We start from the raw sequence: 24,111 nt of genomic DNA on the forward strand, positions 1-24,111 counted from the left end.
AAATCACCTTTTATATTTCACTTTCATTCTTTGGCTTCCTCTTGCCGAGCGGTCCGCTGAATTTTCCACGGTTCAGCTTCACCCCATACTTGTTGAGTATGCGGAACACCGAGCTGCGGCTCCTGAAGCCGCTGACCTTCCAGATGTCATCGATAGTGTAGTTGTTGTTATACATATTGACGATATTCCTCTCACGGTCAATGCCTTTCTTTGGAGTTGAACTCTTGGCAGGTTTGATACCCGACTTTATATATTCCACATGGGTAGCAGCCTTGCGCAAGGCAACTATCTCTTCGGACAACGAACCGAACATGAAAAGCACATCGGCGATTGATGTACTTGGAAACAACTCCCCCTTTGAGTCAATCTTATCCTGAATGGATATTATCCTTATCACCTTCACCCTGCAAAACTCCAGGAACATCGCTAATTCCCGAACACCACGCAGCGCATTACTGAACTTCGAGATGACCAGTTCGTCACCTCGTTCCAGACAATCCATGAGCTGCTTCCATTCCGGGCGTGTCTTCTCTTGGCTTGCACTATCTTCTATGATACGGCAGCAGCCATACTTCTCCATCCAAGCCCGGTCAAAGGTGAATGTGTCATACTGCTCCGAGTTAAATATGTAACCTACTTTTGCCATAGCTATTATACACTGATTTGTAATTTGCCGACAAAGATACTTATATTCCATCAAAGTATAATCATACTCTGATAATTATTATAGTTAATTAAAGATTGATGTACTGCACTTTCTTGGATATATTATCATTTCATATCATGCTATAAAGTATGAATGAAAATAAAACATAAAGTTTGATTTAGTTTGAATGAATACCCGATAAATAGTCGTAAATTCGCACTGCAAATTTCAAACAAAGTCCGAAATGGAAAGTATAAATATTATCATATCTGCGGCAAAAAGCCGATTGAGGGTGAAGTGCAAACAATCTTGCACTTCAAGTTTTCGCATATCATACTTTGAAGGTAGAAAGCATATGTCCATGTTGTCTGCCATCATACTTGCCATTCTTTTGCTGGCATCCTGTTCAAAAAATGCCAGTGAATCATCTTTCCATGATGCAAGGGAGGCATTGGATGCGCAAAAGGAGTTCCTTTCAAGGATGAAATCAGACAAGGATTTGTCTATGGAACACCTTGCCGACAAAATATCCAAATGGCGTACTTTAGAAGACTCGGTTTCTGTTTGTCTGATGCGAGACACCATCAAAAAGGCACATTCGTTTCCGATGGAAGAATTTTCCAATGTCCATGACTCCATCCGTGACGAGTTTATGCGCATAGCTACCGCCAAGCGAAGGACATTTAAGGATGTGCTCCTGTTGAAGATGAACGCCTCCCCTTATAAAAGTAAGAAGGAAACGGACAGCCTTTCCTTGGTGGCTTCAAAGTTTTTTGAGAGTATGGACACCATACCATTATATAATAAAGGTGACAAGACAAGGATCTTGACCACCTATCATTTCTTCTTGGAGAAGGTGAAGAAGGAAGGCATTGCCAACCAATCACAGTTCCTCGCCTTTCTGAAAACGGAGGATAGGCTGTTCAGGACATTTCTATCTCATCTATACGAGATGAGCGACGTGTCGGTTTCGCATATAACAAGTGGAACAGAAGATGTGTGCAAGATGATTGCTCAATCTTCAAGGAAAGGAAACTTACCGGCAAGGGATGCCGTGGCATATATGGCGGTTCGTACCAATCGAAGAATCATCGCCAATGCGCAGACTTGCGTTGCTGATATTAAGAGTGGAAAGGTTACTTCCGCTGAACAACGGACTGCCTATTTTTGGATGATACTGCAACCATTCCTGTCCATTGATGACTTCGGAATGGCGATGCTTTCAGAGAATCAGCGAAAGGATTTGGTGCAACTGTCAATAGATGCCTTAGGCACAATCGCCTGTCTTAGCCGTTCCTTGCAGATGGACAAGAATATGACAGACGGGTTACCAGATATGTTCATCAAGCTATACATTTCTTCATTATAAACACAATAGTTATGCTGCATAAATTTCTCAACGACTTCCTGGCACTTGCACCATTGCAGTTGCCAGAGCTTATCAACCAGGAGCGCATGGAACAGCCAGTCTATGAAGACGGCTATGTCCTGCTTGACTTCAAATTGGAAAAGCCTTGTCCTCTCGAAGAGGTGATGAACCTGTTCGAAGACCAGATGGAACTGGTCATCCTTTACCACAAGGTGACTTCCATACATACAGAGTTCGGACAGTTCTGCTGTGCCTTCTCCAACCCTAATTTCGGGCGGATGTACAAGATGAATGCCAGTACGGATGCCAATGGAAATGTCCACTCCGTCATGGTGACAATCTATGAGTCCTTGGAGTTCATGTACGGTGACTTGTGCCACGAAATGGAACTGCAAGCGAGGACAGGCTTCTTCAAGTACAAGCGTGACAAGGCGGACATGCTGATGTGTTTCATGTGACATTACGTTCCATTTATGAGCGACATGCAGCTTCAGAACATCGTGGACATCATCCACAAATGCCACACATGGATAGACGTTGGCAGTTCGTTCCATTGGAAAGACACCGCAGTTTCACGGCATGGCATGGTGCTGACCGTCTGCTGTCGGTGTATTACCCTTCGGGCCTGTCATTCCAACAATGATTATGTCCGTGGGCAAGAGTGGCATATTCCCCTGCTTGACATTGACCGAAGTGCCAAGATTCTTATGAGAAAGGATGCTGGTTTCAAGAAACGCCTTGCTTCAAATGCTTTGACAATGGCGGATGTCGAGCGACTTTTCATGGAAGTCACCTATGGAATTATTGAGTTGGAGCTATTCGAAGGTTATTGACCGTTTTACATTACAATTTGATCTATGATATTCAAGATTATCTTTCTTTTCTTCCCTATGTTTCTTCTCTTGGCATCAACGATGTGCTACAGGAAGAACAATCGGATGATGCAGGGATTTTATCTCCGCATGGTGTTTTCGCATAATTTTCGAAAACTGTACACATTGCTGTTGCTGATGGCAATATTGATGTTCAGTTTCGTGGCATATCAAGTACAGCCCAACGAGATTGGTGCTCATGTAACGGCACTGTTGGCATTGTTGCTGTTCAAGTTCTCTTATGCAGACAATCTGCTGCATAGGTTGCATGACAACAGAAAATCACGTGCCATCGCTTTTACAGCCTCATTGGTGTTCATGTTCACTCCCCATTTGTACACATTGGGGGTGATGGTAGGCTTGCTCTTGGTGGCATCCATCTACTATCCGTCCTCAAAGGTCATCTTCAAGGCACAGTGTCCTGACAGTGGCAGACACTTGGCGCAATGTCATGAGGACATCGTAAACTTCTACTTTTAGTCCATTCTTGGAAAATGCCACTTGGTACTGGCACATTCTACAACACTCAGTCTAAAATGAGAATCATTATTTCACAATATCAACAAGACATTTTCAATGAAACATATACCAAAGGAAAATATAAAGGTAAGTCTCTCTGTCGGCTTCCTGGCATCTCTCCAGGACCGACATAACGAGCGGTATTCCAAACACGAAGCGTTCTGCTATCTGCTGGACAAGGCTTGTGAGCACTACATGCCGAAAGCCGTAAGCAAGGAAGTGGCAGACGAATTGAAAGATTTTCAGTTTATCACAACCAAAACTCAACTTGCGGAGGACTGGCATTGGCATCGTGCCACCGTGCGTCAGTTCCTCGAAAAATTAACGGAACATGGGCTGATACACTGCAAGGAGTTTGAAACGAAATACACCATCATCACGATGATTGGCATGAAGGACGGTAACGTTCCAACAATGCGAAATAACATATTGGAACCAATCATCCGTTTCACAATGGACAGTTGGTTCAATGGCACTTCCACCACAGAAGAGACAGCCGTTGTATGTAGGCAGATTATAAAGGGTGCGGTAGCATTATCGCAAGAAAACAACTCTGCTTCTACATCATCTGACAACCAACTTTCATCTGATGATATTGCCACTTGTATGATTGGCAGACTCGTGGATAGCATCTCACTCATAGGTGAGAAAGAACGCAGCAAACACCAGTTGTGTAAAGCAATCTTTAACTTCTTTGCTCATGTCCTCAATCGAGACTGGCTCCAGTTGTTCCTTCTGATAAAGGAACTGCCCGACATCGCCAGTCATGGAAAGGCTGCTTCCGTCAAATTGAACACAGCTGAAGACATGAGCCTTTTCCAATCCCTGTGTTCCGCTTATAAGGTTTGCTGTCCTACCTCAACAGTTGAGACAGCTGCTAAGCCAGTTGTAACCGCCAAGGCGGACAACCATAAGTAGAGTTCATTCTGTTCCATTATAGCTGCCTTACGGACATTCTCCTTTTAAGACCTCACGGTTCGGTACTGGCATATCGCACTCATCGTGGCTTGCCTTTTTTAGCGCATCGGGCTTGCCCGCTGTTCACGAATTTAGGGAGTGTGGTAACTCATTACCCCTACGACCTATCAGTCTTCGGGAGAGTGTCCGCCAAGGCAGCAAGCTGGGACACTGTTTTTACTGACACATATAAGCATATCAGAGATATGGAAAGAATAGCAAAGCAGGTTTTGAACGTCAGGGGACGTAAGGGATGCGCCGCCGCTCTCAGCCGTGAATACCAACGCAACTGGAGCGACAGGGCATGGCAGGTGGCTATTGCAAAAGGCAACTATGACCTCGGTAGACAGCATCTGAACTTCCAGATTTCCAAGGGAGGAAAGATAGCACCTATCGACAAGAGTAAGTCTATTCCACAGTTGATGGCTGAGAACTTGGCAGCTCGTGGCATCAAAGACAAGAATGAGGGGTTGGCAGAGCCACGCTTCAGAACTGTAGCGGATTTCATTTTTAGCGGTTCACTGTGGAAGATGCGAGAACTTGCCTTCGGTGAACAAAAGGTTGTATTTAAGCCTGGTGACAACAAGGAAAATTATGCCGTCAAGCGTATGCCTGAGATTGAGCAATGGGCGACGGACATTTATAATTTTGTCGCAGGAAAGTATGGTGAGGAGAATATCGTTGCCTTCTATGTACACTTGGACGAGACTTCACCACACATCCATTGCGTTCTTTTGCCAATCAAGGACGGCAAGTTTGCCTTCAAAGAAATCTTCGCAGGTGCCAACAATCGGGAATATAGTCAACGTACATCGAAACTTCATGACGAGTTGGCGATGGTCAATGAGCCTTGGGGACTGGTGCGTGGAACGAGCCAAACGGAGACTCGGCAACGACACAGACCTACGGAGGAATACCGTAAACACCTGTCTGAGGAATGTTCTTCAAAGGAAGAGGAGCTGGAAAACCTTAACAAAGCTGTAAGCGACCTTCGGGTGGAAATAGCACTGGCAGAACGTCGTGTGAAAGGTCTCTCTTCTATGGTGGAACATCTGGAAGAAGAGAAACATCAGAAGATGTTGGAGATTGACAAGTTGAAGATGCAGATTGCCAACAAGGAAGGAGATAGTTCCATCCTGTCGCAGAAGTTGGAAAAATTACAAAATGAGTTGGCTTCCGTTGATGAGAAACTGGCTGACAAGAAAGACAAGCTCGCTGTAGCTGACCGGCAGTTGGATGAGTTGAACAAGGACATGGAGTTTGTCAAGGAGCGGACAGAGACGCTTCGACAGGATGCCATGCAGTTCTCTCGTGAAGCTCAGACTGGTGCTGGCACACTTATCAAGACAGCTATGTTGGAAAGCATGGTCACTGACTACCGTTCCAAGATGGCATCGTTGCCACCTGAAATCAAAGTAGCATTTGACGGTTCGCCATTGGAAACCATAGCCGAGCACACCGCAGAAGTTCTGCATTGTGCCACATTATTATATCTTGGCTACATCGACCAAGCCACGACTTTTGCCGAAGGACAAGGTGGCGGAGGCGGTGGCAGCAACGACATGAAATGGGGGCGCAACGATGACGAGGATGACAGGCGTTGGGCGCACCGCTGCCTTGCGATGGCAAACAGGATGATGCGACCGAAAGGCAGCAAGGGTAGAAAGCGTTAATAGAAAAAATAATCGACAAATTGAAATTTATGATTAGAAAAGCAATATTTATGATGGCATTGTGCCTATGCGGACAAATGCAAGTCAATGCAGAGACTATGGATGATGGCACGGATGATTTGGTGCCGTCTGGCATAAATGAGGATATGCTCCGACAGATTGAGCCTACATACCTCAAAGAAGTGGCAGTTCCTTCTGCATGGTCTTCCAACTGGTTCGTTGGTGTATCGGGTGGCACTTCCGCTTTTGTAGGAAAACCGCATGGTAAAGGAAACTTGTTCGACAGGATGAAACCTTCCCTGGCAATAAAGGCAGGAAAGTGGTTCACGCCAGAGATTGGGGGGCGGTTGAGTTTCCAAGGTTTTCAGTTCAAGGATGCCAGCAAGAATGTCCGTGATTACAAGATGGTTCATGCGGATTTTCTTTGGAATGTGACCAATAGTTTTGTCAAAGACCATGCCACCACACAAAGATGGGGATTCATTCCGTATGCTGGTTGCGGTATTATCCATAACGAGGATAACGGCAAGAGTCCGTTTGTCATCAACTATGGAGTGCTTGGACAATATCGTTTAACAAAGCGTTTGGCAGTCAACATGGAATTGGGTGGTGCAACCACATTCCGTGACTATGACGGCGTGGGCGCATCCAATAAGTTTGGTGACAATTTGTTCACCTTGTCTGCCGGACTGACTTTCAACATCGGAAAGGTCGGTTGGAAGAAGGTTGTAGATGCCGCTCCTTATATCAACCAGAACAAATGGCTGGCAGATTACACCAATGAATTGTTGGCTCGCAACCAAAAGTTAAGCAAAGCTTATGCGGAGGATGCAAATGTCATCGCTGAGATGAGAAAAATCTTGGAGATCGAAGGATTGCTGAAAGCCTATGCCGACCGCCTGACATATTATGCGGATAGTACGGAGTATTGCATATACCCGAAAAATGACTACAGCGGTTTGAACTCGCTCCGTGCAAGATTGGCTCACAAGGATTGGAATGGCATGGGAAAACCAAAAACAAGCCGCTCTCTGGAGTATAGTTTCTCCGTTTCTGATTCTGTTTCTTGGAACAAATACGTTGCAGAAATGGCAGGTGGAACCAAGTGCATCGGTTCGCCAGTGTTCTTCTTTTTCAAGATTGGAACCACGCAGTTGGTTGACGTTTCACAGATGGCAAACTTGGATGAGCTTGCTCGTGTAGCAAAGGCTTATCATCTCAAAATTTCCGTTGTTGGTGCTGCCGACAGTGCCACAGGAAACGATGGCATCAACAATCCTCTCAGCAAGTCAAGAGCGGATTATATCACGCAACAGCTTGTGGCAAGAGGCATTGACAAGTCCATGATAATATCAAAAAGTAAGGGCGGTATTGATAAGTATTCACCAATTGCAGTCAACCGTCATACGGCTGTCAGACTATTTGCACAGTAAATGTGTTTTACTATCATTCATACGATAAGCGGTAATCTGCAAAACAATGATTATCAAAAGAAAGAGTCCGTTCGTGATGAATGGGCTCTTTCTGCTATTGGTTGTTTTGTTCTTTCTCCTGTCGCAATATCTTGTTTATGACAGTGATGACTTGCTCTTGTATATAAGCTTTGAACATCGTGTCATCCTTTATGGCAAAGTCCAACTGTTCATATACTACAGTATTGACAGAACTTCTGAGTTGTTTTAACTTGTCATTTACTGGTATCTGTCGATGGGCTTGCCAATAGAACGTAACTTCATCTTGCACTATCGCTTTCAACACCATTTTCTGTTCACGGCTGAGTTTCTTGAAAGTCTTGTTTTCTCGTTCTTCGTTGTTGCCATATAAAATATTATCGATATATTCATCGGCATCAACAATCTCAAACTCATTGTCCCCGAAAGGCAAGTCCAAAATCTTCTTGTTGCTTTTCTTCATCTCACCCATGCACTCCTTACAGATGTGTTGGACATGACCTTTCCCCGAAAATGACTCGTTCGACTTGTATTCACCACAAATCTTACAGTAATGTCCTTTATGCTTCTTCTTTGCCATATCTCTTATCTTATCAAGGGTTATGCAACTGTATGAGAATGCAGGATGCATCATCTTCCAAGTATTCTATACGACTTGGCAATTTGTTTTCTACTATAACAGAATCTATGCAATCCTTGGATTGATAAAATCCATCTGTACATAAAAACAACAAGTCCATGTCTGATATTTTCGTTTCTTGAATGGATATAGGGTTGCGGAAACCTCTTCCATTCACACAACGAGTCAGAAAGGTACAATTATCACCTTCCTTCTGGTGGTCTTCAGTAAGTTGATGTATACCTTTTTCTTTTTTGTAATATAGACGGACATTTCCTTGCCATGCGTAATAGGCAGTATCATCTTTTATGTATAAGACGATAACTGCTGCTCCCATTTTGCAACAAAGAGCCTTGCATTTATCTGCAACAGCAATGTCTGCTTGTTCAAAAGCCTTTACTAACAGCTCTCTTATATCCACAGAATTATGTTCTGCCAATATTTTATAAATACTTTGTGCAACAGTGGCAGCTGCGATCTCACCATATTGTAAGCCACCCATACCATCGGCAAGGATAGCGATGCAACTCCCATCTTGTAATTGTTTGCACAAGATAAAATCCTGGTTTGTATCACATAAGCCTTTTTGACTACAATAATTTATATCTATCATTATAAATCCCTTTCTTCTGTAGCAGAGCGAAACACTTCTGAAATGACTTGCCATGTTCTCCTTACTTGGTCATAATTCAAACCCGATTGAGAATTGAGAGTTTGGCTTATCAAATAGCTTCTCTCCTCCAACTGCAATTCCTCGTCAATTTTGTCTGCATAATATACAAGTTGGTCTCGGTTCAATAACTTTGCCAAATCGTTTGCCAGCCAATAGCCACCAGCTACATATTCGTCAAAATCTTCCCAATCATACACTTCCATATACGCTTCTCGATCCAAGTTTGCCATAAGGTAGTTGTCCAATATGAACGACATATCCTCTGCATCCTTGTTTGTGGTTAGATGTCTGTCCATCCAAGCATTGAACTTCAGCAAGAATAATCCATGCAAAGAAGCTATCTTTACAGTGAATCTGTCATCAATACTAACCGTTATAGCATCAGAAAGCACTTCGTCAAACCCTTTTACGGACATGGCAATTGTTTCTTCGGGTGGCCAATAGATGTTGTCATCTTCCTTGGCGACATATCCGTATGGAACAACATCTATCTCATAGTCACCATAATAGAAGCGTTGGTGTTTTGCCTTGTCCTTCTCGAAACCATCCGTAATCAAACTATTTTTGATTTTGTCAAATTCCTGCCAGTTTGGAACAGCTATAGCCAAATCCAAGTCTCTTGTCTTTCTACGTGATGACGTGTTCAGCATCTGCTGCATGACTATATCTCTAGCGGTGGCTCCTATGATAAAGAAGTCGTGATCCATTCTACGGAAGCTATCTGTAAGTTTCTCCAACAAATCCACAAGAAATGGATTGTTTATCTTTTCACTCGAAATCTTTAAGCTCATTCTTTAATATGCGTTGCGCAGCCTCCAAGCAGCGACTATTGCCACTACCCATCAAGTCTGCATAGATTAATATAGCAGGAACAGTTCTGTTGTCTGTTTCCCAATTCCAAAATTTGTTGTACAGATGAATTTCCCCATTTGCATCTTGCTTGACGACACCTGTTCGTATAAGATGTGCTGCAGGTATTTCCGTGTATATGTCGAAAATTCCTGGTTGTAAGTAGCCATCCGTCAAGTTTGCGGCAGGTTCTCCTCCCCATGACATGCCCTTTGGCAATGCTATGTTTTTCCACTCATTTTTATTCGCTTCTGTTCGAAATGCCATTGCGCCTACCAGCAATTTGGGTTTCAATACTTCATTGTAATTGCTAACCCATAAGTCAAGCAGTTGTTTTTTGTCTTTTATTATGCGCCCGTTTTTAGTGTCACAAACAAAACCACGTCTTGCAAGTTCATCCAAAACGTTTTTTACGCTTCCCAAAGATACACCAATTTGCTCTTTTATCTCTCGATAAGGCTTCTTTATATTGTCTGCATCTTGCAACAGATAAAACACGACCTTCAATCCTGCATCTTGAAACACGGGATAGGTTTTCACCTTGGATTCTGTATTTTTCCTTCCTTGATTAAATATTTGGAAAATCAAGTTTCCTGCCTTTGTATATCTGACAAGGCAGTTTCCTGCACAGTCCAGATAGTTGATACCTCTGTTTGCCAATTCTGTTGATACCTGCGGCGTGACGTATTGCGTAACAAGCAAGATTTGCTGCTTGTCATTGTTCATCGTTTGCATAGTCGCTAATGTCGGATTTAATGTGGCCTTGGTTATGTTTTCCCTTACATGACACACAAAATCTATATTCATTATCTTAACAGTGACATCATTTTCATTGGTACAATTTACTTTGACGGCTGTTGTTGACACAACATCCCCCATAGGAAGGCTTGCTCTAAGAGCATCCAATGCTTGGTTTATTATGATATTGTTTGCCATCATTTTATGTTATTTGTTCAATATATCAGTTGTGTTCAATTTGATTGAACGTTGCAAAGATAATGAACAAAACTTAAACGAACGAACTTTTTGTTCAATATTTCATCTTGTTCAATACTATTTAACATAGTGCGAAGATTGAACAGGGATATTTTCAGAAATACAATTCCCGAAAAGTGACACAAATGACAAAAAACGGGAATGCTCGAACTGTATATGCCGGTTCTAACAGATCTCTCTATTATCAAAAAGCGGTAATCTTACCAGTTTTAGTCACTACACATCTCCCAACCCCCTTCATCCTCCCTTGTTTTTCCTTAGCAAATTTAGTTCAGCCCACCAGACCGTCAAGTATCGCCTTGCTATTGGCTGGTTATTTCCTTAGCAGCCTTCCGCCAATCAAAGATTGGGGTATTCCAATGAAATAATCATCCAATTCCTTGTCTTGTCTGTCTCCATGCCTGAACTCTTGATTGCACGTAAAATCAATTCCTTTGATGAAGTCGTAAAGGCTTCTATAATAGGGAAGAAAAAGAAGTTTCACAATTTAATCCGAACAGATATGAATGATATGATTAACGAAAGAGACAAGGAGTTTGCCAATGAGTTTTCACGCTTCGTGAACGGCAAGATGTGTTCCGCATCCAAGGTGGGTGCAGAGTTTGCCAATGACCACCGCTTTCTTGTAAACGAGAAGTTCAAGGTGATGATGGCTTTCATGGAGCAGTTGGCAATAAACTATCAGAAGGGCTATTATGACCTTCGCAATGAATGGGCTTGCACTTTGGCACATGCAGCCATTGAAGCCTTGCGTGAGCAGCAGCTCTACTATCCATCTTCATCAGAGTATTCACCCAATAAATAATGCAGTTATGACAAGCAGATTGATTACACCACAGTTGGCGGAACAGTTCAAGCAATATCCGCTTTATTCACAGGACGGCAAGAAGAAGGATGCCATTTGCCAATGCGTCTTCTTCATCGGCAAAGTCCGTTGGTATGTATTGGAAGGTCAGCCGGAAGGCAATGACTTCACGCTGTTCTCTATCGTTGTCGGTCTTGCCGATACAGAATATGGCTATGCTTCCATCAAGGAAATGGAAAGTATCAGCGTGGATGTCGGACATAACCTTCCCAAGATACCGATATTGCAGGACAAGAGCTTCAAGCCTTGCCCAATCGGAAACATTCCCGACGAGAGATTGCAGTCGTTTCTGTCTGACATGTATGACAGGGAAGAAGTTTAAACCATTCATCAGCCGTAGGCTTCTTGCCTATGGCTGCTAAAAATCAAAATATATGATACAGCAAAAGATAACGGAGATAGCCGAAATATTAGGATGGAGCGTTGATTTCTCCGAGCCACAAAATGGCAAGACAGATGTAAACTTCGCCAAATATACTTCCTATGGTCAAGATTTCAATTTCAGCGTGGAACTTGAAGACAATGATATGGAAGCCTTCATCGACAATATCCATGAGTATTATGAGAACTTTGATGTTGACGAGGAAGCGTACATTTGGATTGGCTCAGACGGTCACGGCAAAAATGGCGCACCTTACCACATTGCCGATATAGTCAAAGACATGGAGGAAGCCGAAGTCATGATGGCTGACCTTTATGAGGCATTCAGACAATATTATTCACAGTTGGAACTTCAAGCCGTATGACAATAGAACAATATCTTTACCGCCTATGTCGAAACATTCTCAATGAGCGTTTCGACTGGCGCAAATACCTTACCACCCGAAGCTATTTCGGCAGAGACCTTTGCGTCACTCAGCTCCATGTCTCCTATGGACAAATCGGCTATACCATCCATTTTCCTTACTCTCGTGACCCAATGCCCGAACTCGCATATGATTGGGAAATGGACGACCTCACCATCGATGAGAAAGATTGGCAGAAATGGCTATCACCCGAAGAAGATGATGAGGAGGAAGAATAAAACTCCCAAAACGAAAAATCCAAGATGCCTACACATTATTATATATGTGCGCATCTTGGATTTTTGCATGTTTGCCACAGATTGACCCGTTACCGACGGAACGCAGACCGTGCGACTTTTTCCTCTTCTACATCAGTCTGCTCATTATCATTTGATGATGCAGATTGCTTCATGTCCTTCGCATCCTTGTTTTCTTCCGATACTGAAGCTGCAACATCCTCACTCTGTTGCTCCTTCATTTCCAAAGACACTTCGTCTATTCTCTGCGTGAGAATGGACGTTGCCTTTTTCACATCCATCAAGGTGGTCTTGATGAAACTTGGCGACTCCTTCAGACTGCCGAGCCACGATTTCAGATAGGCGGCACTGTCTTCCTTCAGATTCTTGGTCATGCCATACTTCTGACACACCAACGCACTGCCCAACTCTGCAACAAGTTCCTCCCTTGCATATTCATCTGAGCCAAAGCCCGATTGAGGATGCAAACGGTTCAACTGATTTTCTGCTCCTGTCGAGTGAACCATCTCATGAAACGCTGTTCCATACCACGACTCACCGTCTTTAAACTGTGCCTTCTCAGGAATGGTTATCTGGTTGCGGGAAATGGAGTAGAACGCATTGTCCTGGTGTTCGATGTTGATGGGGCAAATCCACTTCTGTTCCTTGAACATCTTATCTACGGCAGGAAACGAGTACATGTCACCTTCCTGCACCAATGCTTTCTCTGGCTTGTTCTCGGCTTCTAACTTGGCATACAGTTCGGGTCTTGCCTCCTTCAAATTGGTCTGTGCCACATTGAAGACTTGGTACACATTCAACTTCGGATAGACATTATACTCCTTCTGCTCCTCAGCACTCATTCGCTTGTAGTCGTCATAGGGTATCTTTTCTTTTGTCTCCTTGTGTACAATGGTGAAACTTGTCAGCATCACGGGAAAACTCTTCTCTCCCTTATTGATGCCAACCTTGGGCAACGGCTCGCCATTGGCATCCACCATCTGCTTCTTGTTACCTTGCTTGTCGGTCTGATAGTTCAAACCCACTGCACGGTTAAAGGTGCAGAACACTGGCAACTCGTAGCCTTTCTTCTCGCAGAGCATGGTGAGCAACAAGGCATTCATGCCGTTATACTCCCTGCCAGACAGGTTCTTCGGCCAACTCAATGTACCTTCCGTAAACCAAGGCTTTTGCCATCCGTCCTTGCTTCCCAACGACTCGATTTTCTCTATCATCATGTTGGCGAAGGTGTCCAAGGCTCTGTCCTCAGCATTCTTTCCATCGCCATTATTCTGTGGACTCTTATTGTAATATGCCATACTTGCTAATTGTTAGGATGATACGGTTTCTTCTCCCACTGGTTCAACTCCGCCACCTTGCAGCCTAAGTTGAGTCTGTCGTTATACACCGAGATTTCCAACTCGCCCTTTGCCTCGATGGTGGCTTTCGACTGCAGCCATTCTTCCTTTTCTTCCGAGAACCGGACAAAGCGCACCCAGGTAAAGACAAATTCTTCTTCAATCTTCTCTGCACTGAAAGCAGAAAACATCAGGAAAGCCTTACCATTTTTGCCTTTCTTCATATCAATGTCCTTACCGACCTTGCCCTTGAACTCCATGTCGCCCACGATGCCATCCTTGCTTTCCGATACAGGCGAAAGGTTCACTTCCGATACTTTCAAGTTGAAATACAGGTTGTCATCTTTCTTCTTGAAGGTCAATACACCTTTCAACTCAATGCGGTTGCCCACGACAATGCCTTCCGCATCGTCACCATCCATGATACAACTGACAATCACGGTCTTGTTGATACCACTCTTGGCTGGCACCACTACATCCATGGAATATGTCGTAAAAGGCATTCCGTCCTTCCCATTGCGAACCACTGCAGCCTTGCTGACGGTTCCGCACACACTTACGTTACATTTAATCATAGCTCAAATACTTTTTTATTCGTTTTCTATTGACCAAGATGTGGAACCTCCAAGTATCTTACTTTCTTTGCATTGTCTGACTTCGACCTTCTTGCTGTTCCAGGACTTGCTCATAGTTTTGCGATGCCTGTTGCGTCAGCACGATAGTATTCACCATTCCAGCGATGCGCATTTTCTTGGCATCATTGCTCAGGTTGGTATCACCCAACACTTGCGACAATCTACAGAACTCCGCATTGGTCAGTTCTCTCGTCACTTTGGTAGTGCCATTGTCCGCTTGCAACACAGCCTTTCCATTATCGCCAATACTCAACACGCACTCCTTCATAGTCGGCATCAACGGTTTCAAGTCCACCTGCCTTTTGCTTACAGCTTCTGAGATTTGCGCTTTTTGCTCTTCCTCGCTTTTACTGTCTATTTGCACAGCGAGGGCAAGCAGACTGCTATACATGGTAGTCACCAATCCCATAATAGGATCTGCACTTGACAATCCTGTGCTTGCGTCCTCGGATGAAAGCAATTTCTTCATCCAATCGTCAGGTGACAGACTCGTGTCCACTGCCGAACTATTTCCCTTGTATTTTGCCAACAGGTCATTGCCGTTATACAATGCTTGTTGCTTCAGATTGCCTTTCTGCGCTATCTCCGCCAAGTACGATGCAGGATCCACGTCCCTTGTCTTGCCGTCTGCCGATATGGTCTTCACCCCGAAATGCAGATGCTCACCTGTGGTTCGCGTTCCAGTATTGCCAGATACGCCCAATTTCTGTCCTGCTTTTACCTCGTCACCCACCTTCACGGCAATACTGTCCAAATGCATATATGTGGTCTGCACCTTGCTTCCGTCCGATCTTGCGTATTCCACTGTTACAGACTTGCCACCGCCAGTATTGGCATTGTGGCTCACAGCTACCACCTTGCCGCCATTCTCTGTAGCCAGCACAGCATCATGCTTGGCTCTGATGTCAATACCCTTATGCATCTGCTGTTTGCTTTTGTCCATAGGGTCTTGACGCATACCGAATGGAGAAGTGACAAACAAGAACTCGTCCCTTTTCACAGGGAATGAGTATTTGTCGTTGGTTGTTTGAGATGCTGTTTGCTTCTTTTCGTCATTATTGGATGTCGATACCGAAGACGATACCGTTGCTGAAGTCCTTGCATTCTGTTCTACGCCGAACTTCTTGCCCTCAGCCCTCATCTCTCGCATCACCTGTTGGTCATACTTCTGTAATCCATTGATCTCGATAATCTTTTGCAAACTGGCTGCATATCCTCCACTGGTGGCATAACCGCCTCGCTCAATGCCGTTTGTCCATCCCTTGTAATCATCGGGAGAGAGTTTGAAGCATTGGCTGTAGCGGCTGCTGTTCTTCAATATCTTGGAATGGTGCTCGTATGAGTCACCCACCGTGGCATACTTGCAGAACTTCTCATTAGGCTTGTCATCGGTATAGACAAGATAATCGCCACCGTTCTTCAACCAACTTTTCGAAGCCTTCACGCCAAAGTGGTTGTTGCCCAACTGCGACAGTTCACTCTGTCCATTACGGCTTTCTAAGATGCCTTGCGCCAAGGTGACGGAAGCAGGGATGCCATATCGCTTCATTTGTTCCATCGCCTCGACAGCATATCTTTCTGCATATTGCTGATTCTTGCTCATGTCTTTATCCTCATTATTATCGTTTCATACCGCCAGAACGCTGCTGTTCCTCAGTATTTTGCTCCTCTTGCTTCTGCTTGGGTGCCTCCAACTGGTCACAGATAGCTACTCGTTCTCCTGCTCGGATAAGCTTGGGCAGATAGGTGTCCAAGGCATGATGTGGAAAGCCAGCCATGTAGGGACCTGCTTGGGTGTTTCTCTTTGTCAATGTTATCCCCAACACTTCCGCTCCTCGCTTGGCATCCTGTTCATACATCTCATAAAAATCACCTACACGAAACAGCAGCAAAGCATCTGGATGCTTGGCTTTCAACTCCTTCCATTGCTTCATGATGGGAGAGTCCTTGGTCTCTTCCTTCTGCTTACCCTTTGTTTCTTCCTTCTTTTCCACAGTAGCGTTATTATCTCTTTGAACAGTCACATCCTTCTCTTCCCTAATATCTGTCTTTTCCTCAGAGGAAGCTTGCTTGTTCTCTTCCTCATGATATTCTCGATGCTCTTCCTCATTCTTATCGGTGGAGACTTGCGTTTCTTGCTTCACCTCGGTTTCCTCAACTTGCTTCTCAGATGCAGTCTGCTCCTGCGTCTGTCCTTTCTGCAGGATGTCAGCAAACAGGGTAGCAGCAAGATGCTTTTTGTACTCGTTCTTGTCTTCGGCAATCCACATTCGTTGCCATTGGCTTGGCGATACCACACGAGGCTGCAACTTGTCTGCGCCATCAATGGTGACTGCACACAGAATGACATCGTTCTTTGCCTTGAACACGTTCACTTTCTGTATGCGGTTCATGTCCACCTCGTTGTGCTGACCGCTGCCAAACAAGTCCACCTTCAGGTCAGGCTTTGTCTCTGCCATCGCATAGTATTTCTGTGCCAGTTCCACCCTCAGGCTGTCCATCGTGTCCTGCGCTTGTTTCAATGTTGTGAAGAAGCGGTTCAGGTCTGCCTTGTCTGGATAGATGGAAAAAGCCTTCTGTCCTTCGGGCTTGATATACATCGCCCAACGCTTGTTGTCATCCTGCACCATCTGTATGCGGTCGAAGCCCACCTGCTTGCTCTGGCTCACGGCATCGCTTACGTCTATATTGGATATGTCTTCCAATTGCCAGTTCTTCAGTCTTGCAACGGTGATGTCCTTTCCTGCAAAATAGCCGTCATCAGGATGGTAGCCTAATGCACCATCGGGATTGTAGAACTTGACAGACAGAAAACCTTCCTTCTGCAAGGCATGTTCAATGCGCTGCTTGCTCATGCCCGACACCTCATTGTTCACTTCCAATGATGCTCCTGCAGGCAACACCACATCGGCACTCTTGTTTTCTTTGTCCCTTATTATCACCACAAATTTCTGTTCGCTGTCAGGATGCTTGGCTATCTCATCAGCTACAAAGTAATGCTTGGGCATCTTCGATTGCATCTCGGTGGTCTGCTGCTCGTTCTTCAAGGATGAATATTCTATTTTCTCGCCACGCTCTGCCTTGTGAATAACGTCCAAGGCATTGTTCACATCACTCTCTATGGCATCTATCAGACATGGATTTTCCTTCAATTCGCGGTTCCAGTAGTCCACCAGTCCCATATTCTCCTTGGAAATCTTGGCTGGCATACTCATTTCCATCATCTTGATGCCCGAAGCCAGTTCCACAACCAGTTTCTCTTGCTTCACGGCATCCTCCGATGGCGCAATGCCGTTTTTCATCACCATGCCCTCCCTTGCCAGTCGCTGTTGATGTCCTGTAGCACTCACCACTTGGCGCAGCATTTCCTGCACATAATCGCTATAATGCTCAAAGTTTTCTTGCTTTGGCATATACACAGCATCTTTTTCTGTGTCATAGTGTGCCACTCCGCTTCCGTCTTTGCGCACCGCCATCAGGTTTTCCTTCATCTTCTGGATGAAGTCATTTACTTGGCTACGCAATGCCTTATCTTCATTTGCACCGACATTCGCCTTCACCACATCTTCATATTTCTCCTTGTCTTTCAATGGCAGCATGGTCTGGTCAATATTGAACAGCACTCGTATTTCCCGATTATGTATGCCCTTGTACTGTGTCTGATCGGTAGCCGATAATTCCTGGTAGTCCTTTCTGCTGATGATGTCCTCTGGATTATGTCGGTTCACATACTTGTTCCACGCATACCAGTTGAACGGCACACCTCTCTCATGCGCCATCACAGACTCGTCTCGCTTCTTGGCTTCACTAAACAGCGTGTACAGATTGGTGGCATATCCGTTCTTGTCGGAGTTCAATCCCATCACGAGGGCATTGAACGGACTCACTGCCGCTCCCTTTGGGTAAAACCGTGGATATTGCTTTCCTTGCTCATTCAGCCAGACACCCTTGTTGTCGGCTGCTTTCGACAGGGCCTCGGTAATCAGTGACACTTGACGCTCTGCCGCATTCTTCTCTTGTGGACTTTTCTCTTTCATTGTATGATTGTTTTACGTTTTCTTTTATTATCTTGAACGTTGGATACCTTCTCGCAGCTCTGCGTTTTCCATCGCCTCGTTTCTCACATTTCTCACTTCTTGCTCGCCATAGTTGCGTTCTGCCATCTGTCTCATCTGGTCACTCTTGGCAAGCACGGCATTGGCAAGGGTGTTGAGTGGTAAGGCTCCTGCTTGATATGCTCCAACCACATGCTCTGGCAGTTGGATGGTGTATGGCACTCGGTCAATGGTTGCCACTAAACAGTTGCCTTGTAGCACAGGGTTGGCTATTCGGGGATTCAACGGTTCGTCTGGATAGGACTTATATTGCACTGCTTGTGCTGTTGTATTACCGTATGATACAGCATTTCCATCATTGCTTTCCCGTTTGTTTGCCAATGCTTCATGTCCTGCCTTGTTCAGCAGATTGGCACCGCCCATACCGACGAGTGTCATCTTCAGCAATGGATTTTTCACAAACATTCCTGCAAGGATGGCGGCTATCGGCATCATGTTGTCTTTCAAACCCAATGATTGCGTTTTGCCTGTGAACATACCCACAAGGATGTCGGGCAACATGGCTATCACATAGCCGAGGTTATTGCCGATGTCGCTGAAACCGTCCAGTCCGAAGTTCTTCAACAGTCCTTCCCATCCGTTGCTGTTGTCACGCTCTGGCTGTTCCTGCTGCGTAGCTTCCGATTGTTGCTGTTCTGCATCTTCTTGTAGAGCCTCTGTTTCATTTCTTTCTTTGATGATACGCTCAGCTTCTGCAACCTTGGCTGCGTCGTGCTTGGCTTTCTCTTCCAGATAGGCATCTTCCTTGCCGGGTGCCACTATCAGCGGTACATTCTTGTATTTCGGATCGTTCCGTTTCTCTTGCTCTTTTTGGAAAGGAAACTTAAAACTGTTATCTGTCCATGCCATAGGTGTAAATGCTTTTTGTGGGATATGTATCTTGTTATGGAGTTTGCTGTTGAGCGTCTTGACATAGCCATTGTCGGTGGCATTCACTTTCTTGGCTTGTGAGCGAAAACCAGTGAAGGCATTGCCGTTCTGTCCGAATACGCCCTTGCTGATGCTCAATTCCATGGCTTGCTCTTTCCGCTGTTCGCCGTTTCCCTTCTTGGAATCGAGGATATAGCCCAATGCCATGTCGCTCCCCACCAAGGTTGCCAATGACTTCCAACTACCGATACCGCCCATGGTCACGGCATCCACTACCGAGGCGGTGGCCCTTCCTGCAAACTTCTCCGTCTTGCTCGGTTTGTAGGCTTTCTCGCCACGAGCCTCTATCTCTGCCGTCAATGGTGATTTCAGGAGCTCTTCTTGCAGTCCCCAAATGCTGTTTTGTGCAGCTTTGCGCAAGATGTAGTCCATCGTTGACTTGGGCGTATTGTCCTTGACGAGCTTCCCAATCATCAGGTCTTCCATCCTTTGCACAACGTATGCGTATGCCAAGTCCTCGCCACAGGCTTTCGACAAAGCGTCATATTTGTTTCGTCCAATTTCCTTCACCACGGCATTGCGCCACTCGCCAGCAAGAAGAGCCAAGTCCTTCACGATGTTTTTGTCCTTCCATATCTTCTGGTTGCACATCTCCAAATAGTCCTCTGTGGTTTTGCTGTTCCATTTGCCTGTCTGTTTCAGCACAAAGTCTGTGTTGTCAGCATACGGATTGGCAGAAGCAAGCACTCCTGCCAAACTGCTCTGGTACCTGCCTCTTTCCTCCAGTTGCTTGTGCGTCAAGTCGTCTCGCACCTGTTTCATCACAAGTGCCAGCTTGCCGTCAAAATATTCTTGAAGGCAATACTCCAGTTCGGCAAAACGTGTCGGGTTCTTGATAGTACTCATTATAGCGTTACGTTTAGTTGACCTAATATCTGTTCTCTTGTCTGCTCGATGGCTTGGTGATACACTTCCATCTGCTTTGGAAAGTATTCCTCCAGCCAAGCGTCTTTCTCTATTCTGTCATGGATGAAGAGGATGGCTTGCTGCAGTTCTGTCTCCACGGAGCATTCTCCTTCCTCTCGGTTGTTGAACCATGCCTTTGTCCACCATCTCACTCCTGCACGGTCGGGATATACGCTCACCAACCTTGGAATGTCGAAGCTCTGCACATCGATGTCCAATTCTGCGAGAGGGTCGATGATACCACTTGTCCTTACGGCTTCGTCATGGAGTTTTTTTTTAGGACTTCGCTCAATGTGGACAGATAGATGCCATGCCGCAATGCCAGATAGTTCAAGAAATCTGCTATCAGCAGGTTCTGCACTTTACAAGCCAATGGCATGGCTCTTTGCCCGATGCCTAACGGATTGCTGATGGATGGCATAGCTTCATAGAAATAGTGTTTCGCCGCTGACAAGGTAAAGATGTTCCTTAGCGACTGCTCTGCATGTTGCGGTGTCACATACATACCTTTATACAGGTCTTCCATATACGATGGCATGAAGCGCAGCATCAATTCTTCTATCTCTTTCTGGTCTTTGTCATACTGTGTGGCTATATTCATGTCGTAGGTCTCAAACTCAGGAAAACCTGTCTTACCGGTCTGTTCCATTGCCTTCACATTGCCATATAGCATGGTCAGGAAATCAATCGGATTGATTTCCTTGCCGTCAAACTTCACCTCGAAATGCAGTCTGTCACCGCTCAATGCCACGATGTTTCCTGCCTTCACGGTTTGTCCGAAATTCACGAACACGTTGGCAAGATGGGAATAGGTCACTTCATACTTGCCGTAGCGTATCACTTGGTAGATGCCGTGTGTCGCATCATTGCCAATGCCCGATACCGTTCCGCTTGCCAAGGCAGACAGCAGATAGTGATTTGCCTCAAAGTCCAGTCCGTGATGGAAGAACACGGTTCCTGTTACAGGATGCTTCTGTTTGCCATAGCCAAGTGTCAGTTCCACATCCTTGCCTCGCTCCTCAAAGGGCATGCAAAAGCCGCTTTTTGATTGCAGCATCATTTCTTCTGTATATCTCATGTTGTTGTCGTTTTTATGTTTATCGTTTCATGCCGCCACTGCGTGTGGTCGTTTCTGCTTCGTTCACATTTCTTCCTTGACCGCCATCACCACTGACGATGTTCTTGATGTTGGAATTGTTGCCGATGAGCATCAGGCCTAGCATGGCTCCTGCTATCTTGCCAAGCCATCCGAAACGTCCGAAGGTGAGAAACGCTGCTGTCACCAGTCCTGCAAGGCTCAGTCCAGACACGTTTCCTTTCCCTAAGTTCTTGAAGAAATTGCCGAACATCTCCAGTCCGTTGCCTCCGAAGATGCCACGGAAGAAGTTACTCATACCGCTCCACTTGCTGTTGATGTCGCCCATGGCACCATTCACCGCATCCACGGCTTCCCCTGCTTTGTTCTTCAATCCTTTTACATCTTCCACGGCTTCGGATATTTTCTCTGTGGTGTCTTTTCCGACCACCACGTCACTGGCTATCTCCACCATGCTCTTGTCGTTGACAAGGTTCTGCCATGCCACATATCCTGCTGCGCTGCCCACAGCGGCTGTTTTCATCGCACTTCCTGCGCCTTTTAGTGCTTGGGTGGGATGCACAGCCGTATTGCTTGCTGATTTCAGTCCTTGCTTGGCGACACTACCTGCACCTTTCAAGGCACTGCCGCCATACTTTGCTATCTTTGCCCATATACTCATAGTCGTATCTTTTTATTGTTATTTGATCTTTCCGTTTCGCTTCCATCTGTTCATGCAGTCCTTCACGATGGTTTTCTTGTCTGCCTTGTCGTGGCTACCTTCCTCTATCTCTGCCCAGATGTCCGCCATCGAGGTGTACTTCACCGCCTTGGTCAGCCGTTGCAGCTTTTTGTTCATTACCTTCAGCTTGGGGCGGATGCCGAAAACGATTTCCACTCGTTCTTTCTCGGTCATCTTGTTGCCTGACAAGCATACAAGCCTGATGTCATTTACTATCTCCACGCTGCCCATAATCAACTCCCGATAGATCTTGTTGCGCTTGGCTGACAGTGCCACAGCAAGGGCATTGCTCGGATGTTTATCCAGTTGTTTGGTGAATCCTCCCAAGTTATCCACCAGTCGGTCTATCTCGTGATAGAAGCCATATACCTGTGCAGCATACACCACGATGGAGCGGAACGAGTCCAAGTAGTTGTTGAACTCTCGTTGCAGATTGGTGGTTCCTTCCACTTCCTCTTTCAACCATATATGACCAGTGGTCTGCATCAGCATCACCTTCTCCTGGTTCTTCAACTCCTTTTCAGCCTTGTCTGTATAGGCGTATATCATTCCTGCCAACACAGGGTCGTTCTGGGCTTGCACCTTGCAGACGGAAAGCAACATGATGCCAAAGCAAAATATACATGTTCTCATACTCAAATGTTTTTATATTATTATGGTGTACTGACTTTGGCAGCTCTCCGCCACCGCCCCAATGCTTGCGTAGCAATCTCACCATTACTTCTGTCTATCATCCCTGCCGTGACATTGTTCCACACATCACTCATTGTATAGTAGCGGATGCTCAGATACAGTTTGTTGAGCTTTTTTTTGAAAGCAGATAGTTTGTCGTTTAATGCCCACAAGGTCTTGGAGCGGTCTGCTCCTGTCAGCATATTCTCTGTGCCACCATTCGCCACGGCATCGTTCAATAGATTGAAAACCGATACCAATTCCGTTGCCGTCTCGATATACAGGTTGTTCATACTCATGCTTGCCACAATGCCCTGTGGATTATTGGCAATAGCTGCCTTCAACTTGGCGAGCGTGATGAAAATCTTCACGCCATCATCATACAGATGGGTACATGCTTTCAGCGAAGAGGCATAGCCGTTCACTGATTTCAAGTAGCTGTTGTACTTCTTCTCCCATTTGTGTATCTGGTTAAACTCAGCAGCCATTGTATTCTGCAACAACGCCGTCTTGGTCTGTCCGTTGATTTGCTTTTCAATCTCACTGTTGATAAGTTCATTGCCTTCTGCCAGTGCCATCCATTCCAAGGGATTGGATGACACCAATTGTGCCTTGGCTTTCGATGCCGTTGCTATGCCGATAATTGCCATCAACCATATCTTACCTATTTGTAATCTCATAGATGCTCCTCCTGCGTTTGCTGGTTTCTACTCGTTCTCTGATGGTTGTCACCAGTTCTTCTTTCATCGGTACTCCGATAATGTCAAGCCTTGGTGTCGTTCTGTCTCCAGAATATATGCTCACGGTTTTCAATCGGAATAGTTGCTGCATGAATGTCTGACTCTCATTGAAATCCACCACACGATACAGTTCCTGATAATCTACTTCCCGATGAAACACGCCATGCTCAAACACCAATTGTTCGTTACTGATGATGTACCGCATCCTGCATAGATAGACCATTCGATATGCCAAACATAGGGAAAACAAGAGCGAGAGGATAAACACCAAAGTGGAGAGAACGGCATCATCAATACCTGCATATACAAAGCCTACGCTTATAAGCACAAGCAAGTGCAGCTCGTTGATGACGAACTGCATCCAATGGGGCTTGATGATGATGTTTCTATACCGATATGTCTGCTGCATAATTCTCCTTTTTGATAAT

General features: G+C 45.3%; 26 protein-coding genes and 1 pseudogene. 11 read left to right on the forward strand and 16 right to left on the reverse strand.

Going from position 1 to position 24,111, the window contains the following annotated elements; translation table 11 throughout:
* Positions 1-10: 10 nt before the first annotated feature.
* Positions 11-646 (reverse strand): recombinase family protein, encoded by a 636-nt coding sequence (locus tag KTQ90_RS02650; protein ID WP_022121717.1) that lies wholly within the window; start codon positions 644-646, stop codon positions 11-13.
* Positions 647-890: 244 nt separating this feature from the next.
* Between KTQ90_RS02650 and KTQ90_RS02655 the strand changes: the two genes are divergently transcribed.
* The 7 genes from KTQ90_RS02655 (at position 891) to KTQ90_RS02685 (ending at position 7,469) form a co-directional block, all read left to right on the forward strand.
* Positions 891-2,015 carry a hypothetical protein gene (locus KTQ90_RS02655; RefSeq protein WP_143033324.1) on the forward strand — a complete coding sequence of 375 codons (1,125 nt, stop codon included), beginning with the start codon at positions 891-893 and terminating at the stop codon, positions 2,013-2,015.
* Between the two features lie 11 nt (positions 2,016-2,026).
* Positions 2,027-2,473 (forward strand): hypothetical protein, encoded by a 447-nt coding sequence (locus tag KTQ90_RS02660; RefSeq protein ID WP_022121719.1) that lies wholly within the window; start codon positions 2,027-2,029, stop codon positions 2,471-2,473.
* Positions 2,474-2,488: 15 nt separating this feature from the next.
* Positions 2,489-2,848 carry a hypothetical protein gene (locus KTQ90_RS02665; RefSeq protein WP_022121720.1) on the forward strand — a complete coding sequence of 120 codons (360 nt, stop codon included), beginning with the start codon at positions 2,489-2,491 and terminating at the stop codon, positions 2,846-2,848.
* 177 nt (positions 2,849-3,025) lie between these two features.
* Positions 3,026-3,367, forward strand: a complete 342-nt coding sequence (locus tag KTQ90_RS02670; RefSeq protein WP_143033325.1) for a hypothetical protein — start codon at positions 3,026-3,028, stop codon at positions 3,365-3,367.
* 96 nt (positions 3,368-3,463) lie between these two features.
* On the forward strand, positions 3,464-4,324 hold the full coding sequence (locus KTQ90_RS02675; RefSeq protein ID WP_022121722.1) for a hypothetical protein: 861 nt from the start codon (positions 3,464-3,466) through the stop codon (positions 4,322-4,324).
* A gap of 245 nt (positions 4,325-4,569) precedes the next feature.
* Positions 4,570-6,036: a MobV family relaxase gene (mobV, locus tag KTQ90_RS02680; protein WP_217317124.1), complete on the forward strand. Its 1,467-nt coding sequence runs from the start codon at positions 4,570-4,572 to the stop codon at positions 6,034-6,036.
* Between the two features lie 29 nt (positions 6,037-6,065).
* The gene (locus KTQ90_RS02685; protein ID WP_153136904.1) at positions 6,066-7,469 is read left to right on the forward strand and encodes an OmpA family protein; all 1,404 of its coding nucleotides are present in this window, start codon (positions 6,066-6,068) and stop codon (positions 7,467-7,469) included.
* Positions 7,470-7,563: 94 nt separating this feature from the next.
* Here KTQ90_RS02685 and KTQ90_RS02690 read toward each other — a convergent pair whose 3' ends face one another.
* From KTQ90_RS02690 to KTQ90_RS02705, 4 genes are read right to left on the reverse strand one after another with little or no spacing between them, the layout of a single operon-like run.
* Positions 7,564-8,067: a hypothetical protein gene (locus tag KTQ90_RS02690; protein ID WP_153136902.1), complete on the reverse strand. Its 504-nt coding sequence runs from the start codon at positions 8,065-8,067 to the stop codon at positions 7,564-7,566.
* 13 nt (positions 8,068-8,080) lie between these two features.
* On the reverse strand, positions 8,081-8,719 hold the full coding sequence (locus KTQ90_RS02695) for a PP2C family protein-serine/threonine phosphatase (protein WP_194257123.1): 639 nt from the start codon (positions 8,717-8,719) through the stop codon (positions 8,081-8,083).
* The gene (locus KTQ90_RS02700; protein WP_153136897.1) at positions 8,719-9,570 is read right to left on the reverse strand and encodes a nucleotidyl transferase AbiEii/AbiGii toxin family protein; all 852 of its coding nucleotides are present in this window, start codon (positions 9,568-9,570) and stop codon (positions 8,719-8,721) included. Before KTQ90_RS02700 ends, KTQ90_RS02695 begins: the two co-directional genes overlap by 1 nt.
* Positions 9,548-10,567: a type IV toxin-antitoxin system AbiEi family antitoxin gene (locus KTQ90_RS02705; RefSeq protein ID WP_022121728.1), complete on the reverse strand. Its 1,020-nt coding sequence runs from the start codon at positions 10,565-10,567 to the stop codon at positions 9,548-9,550. Before KTQ90_RS02705 ends, KTQ90_RS02700 begins: the two co-directional genes overlap by 23 nt.
* Positions 10,568-11,126: 559 nt before the next feature.
* Here KTQ90_RS02705 and KTQ90_RS02710 point away from each other — a divergent pair.
* The 4 genes from KTQ90_RS02710 to KTQ90_RS02725 are packed head-to-tail and all read left to right on the forward strand — an operon-like array spanning position 11,127 to position 12,513.
* Entirely contained in the window at positions 11,127-11,429 is a 303-nt protein-coding gene (locus KTQ90_RS02710) for a hypothetical protein (RefSeq protein WP_022121729.1), read from the forward strand.
* A 7-nt stretch (positions 11,430-11,436) separates the two neighbouring features.
* Positions 11,437-11,811, forward strand: coding sequence for a DUF2958 domain-containing protein (locus tag KTQ90_RS02715; protein WP_010537185.1), 375 nt, complete (start codon positions 11,437-11,439; stop codon positions 11,809-11,811).
* 52 nt (positions 11,812-11,863) lie between these two features.
* Positions 11,864-12,235, forward strand: coding sequence for a hypothetical protein (locus tag KTQ90_RS02720; RefSeq protein ID WP_022121730.1), 372 nt, complete (start codon positions 11,864-11,866; stop codon positions 12,233-12,235).
* Entirely contained in the window at positions 12,232-12,513 is a 282-nt protein-coding gene (locus tag KTQ90_RS02725) for a hypothetical protein (protein WP_153136894.1), read from the forward strand. Before KTQ90_RS02720 ends, KTQ90_RS02725 begins: the two co-directional genes overlap by 4 nt.
* 116 nt (positions 12,514-12,629) lie before the next feature.
* On the opposite strand, the pseudogene KTQ90_RS02730 reads toward KTQ90_RS02725, so the two are convergent.
* The 11 genes and pseudogenes from KTQ90_RS02730 to KTQ90_RS02780 form a co-directional block, all read right to left on the reverse strand.
* Positions 12,630-13,829: pseudogene (locus tag KTQ90_RS02730) on the reverse strand (ArdC family protein); the annotation flags it as partial.
* Positions 13,830-13,834: 5 nt separating this feature from the next.
* Entirely contained in the window at positions 13,835-14,443 is a 609-nt protein-coding gene (locus KTQ90_RS02735; protein ID WP_022121732.1) for a hypothetical protein, read from the reverse strand.
* Between the two features lie 58 nt (positions 14,444-14,501).
* Entirely contained in the window at positions 14,502-16,106 is a 1,605-nt protein-coding gene (locus tag KTQ90_RS02740) for a glucosaminidase domain-containing protein (RefSeq protein WP_022121733.1), read from the reverse strand.
* 16 nt (positions 16,107-16,122) lie between these two features.
* On the reverse strand, positions 16,123-18,540 hold the full coding sequence (locus KTQ90_RS02745; RefSeq protein WP_022121734.1) for a MutS N-terminal domain-containing protein: 2,418 nt from the start codon (positions 18,538-18,540) through the stop codon (positions 16,123-16,125).
* Between the two features lie 27 nt (positions 18,541-18,567).
* Positions 18,568-20,394, reverse strand: a complete 1,827-nt coding sequence (locus tag KTQ90_RS02750; RefSeq protein WP_022121735.1) for a hypothetical protein — start codon at positions 20,392-20,394, stop codon at positions 18,568-18,570.
* Entirely contained in the window at positions 20,394-20,693 is a 300-nt protein-coding gene (locus KTQ90_RS02755) for a hypothetical protein (protein WP_217317129.1), read from the reverse strand. Before KTQ90_RS02755 ends, KTQ90_RS02750 begins: the two co-directional genes overlap by 1 nt.
* 11 nt (positions 20,694-20,704) lie before the next feature.
* Positions 20,705-21,532, reverse strand: a complete 828-nt coding sequence (locus tag KTQ90_RS02760) for a M23 family metallopeptidase (RefSeq protein WP_153137221.1) — start codon at positions 21,530-21,532, stop codon at positions 20,705-20,707.
* Between the two features lie 19 nt (positions 21,533-21,551).
* Positions 21,552-22,211: a hypothetical protein gene (locus tag KTQ90_RS02765; RefSeq protein WP_022121737.1), complete on the reverse strand. Its 660-nt coding sequence runs from the start codon at positions 22,209-22,211 to the stop codon at positions 21,552-21,554.
* Positions 22,212-22,229: 18 nt separating this feature from the next.
* Positions 22,230-22,904 carry a hypothetical protein gene (locus KTQ90_RS02770; protein ID WP_022121738.1) on the reverse strand — a complete coding sequence of 225 codons (675 nt, stop codon included), beginning with the start codon at positions 22,902-22,904 and terminating at the stop codon, positions 22,230-22,232.
* 20 nt (positions 22,905-22,924) lie between these two features.
* Entirely contained in the window at positions 22,925-23,623 is a 699-nt protein-coding gene (locus tag KTQ90_RS02775; protein ID WP_153137218.1) for a hypothetical protein, read from the reverse strand.
* Positions 23,604-24,092, reverse strand: a complete 489-nt coding sequence (locus KTQ90_RS02780) for a PH domain-containing protein (RefSeq protein WP_022121740.1) — start codon at positions 24,090-24,092, stop codon at positions 23,604-23,606. The genes KTQ90_RS02775 and KTQ90_RS02780 overlap by 20 nt, the downstream gene beginning before the upstream one ends.
* Positions 24,093-24,111 lie beyond the last annotated feature (19 nt).

Origin of the sequence: Leyella stercorea, assembly GCF_019052365.1 — a bacterium.
Classification (GTDB): domain Bacteria; phylum Bacteroidota; class Bacteroidia; order Bacteroidales; family Bacteroidaceae; genus Prevotella.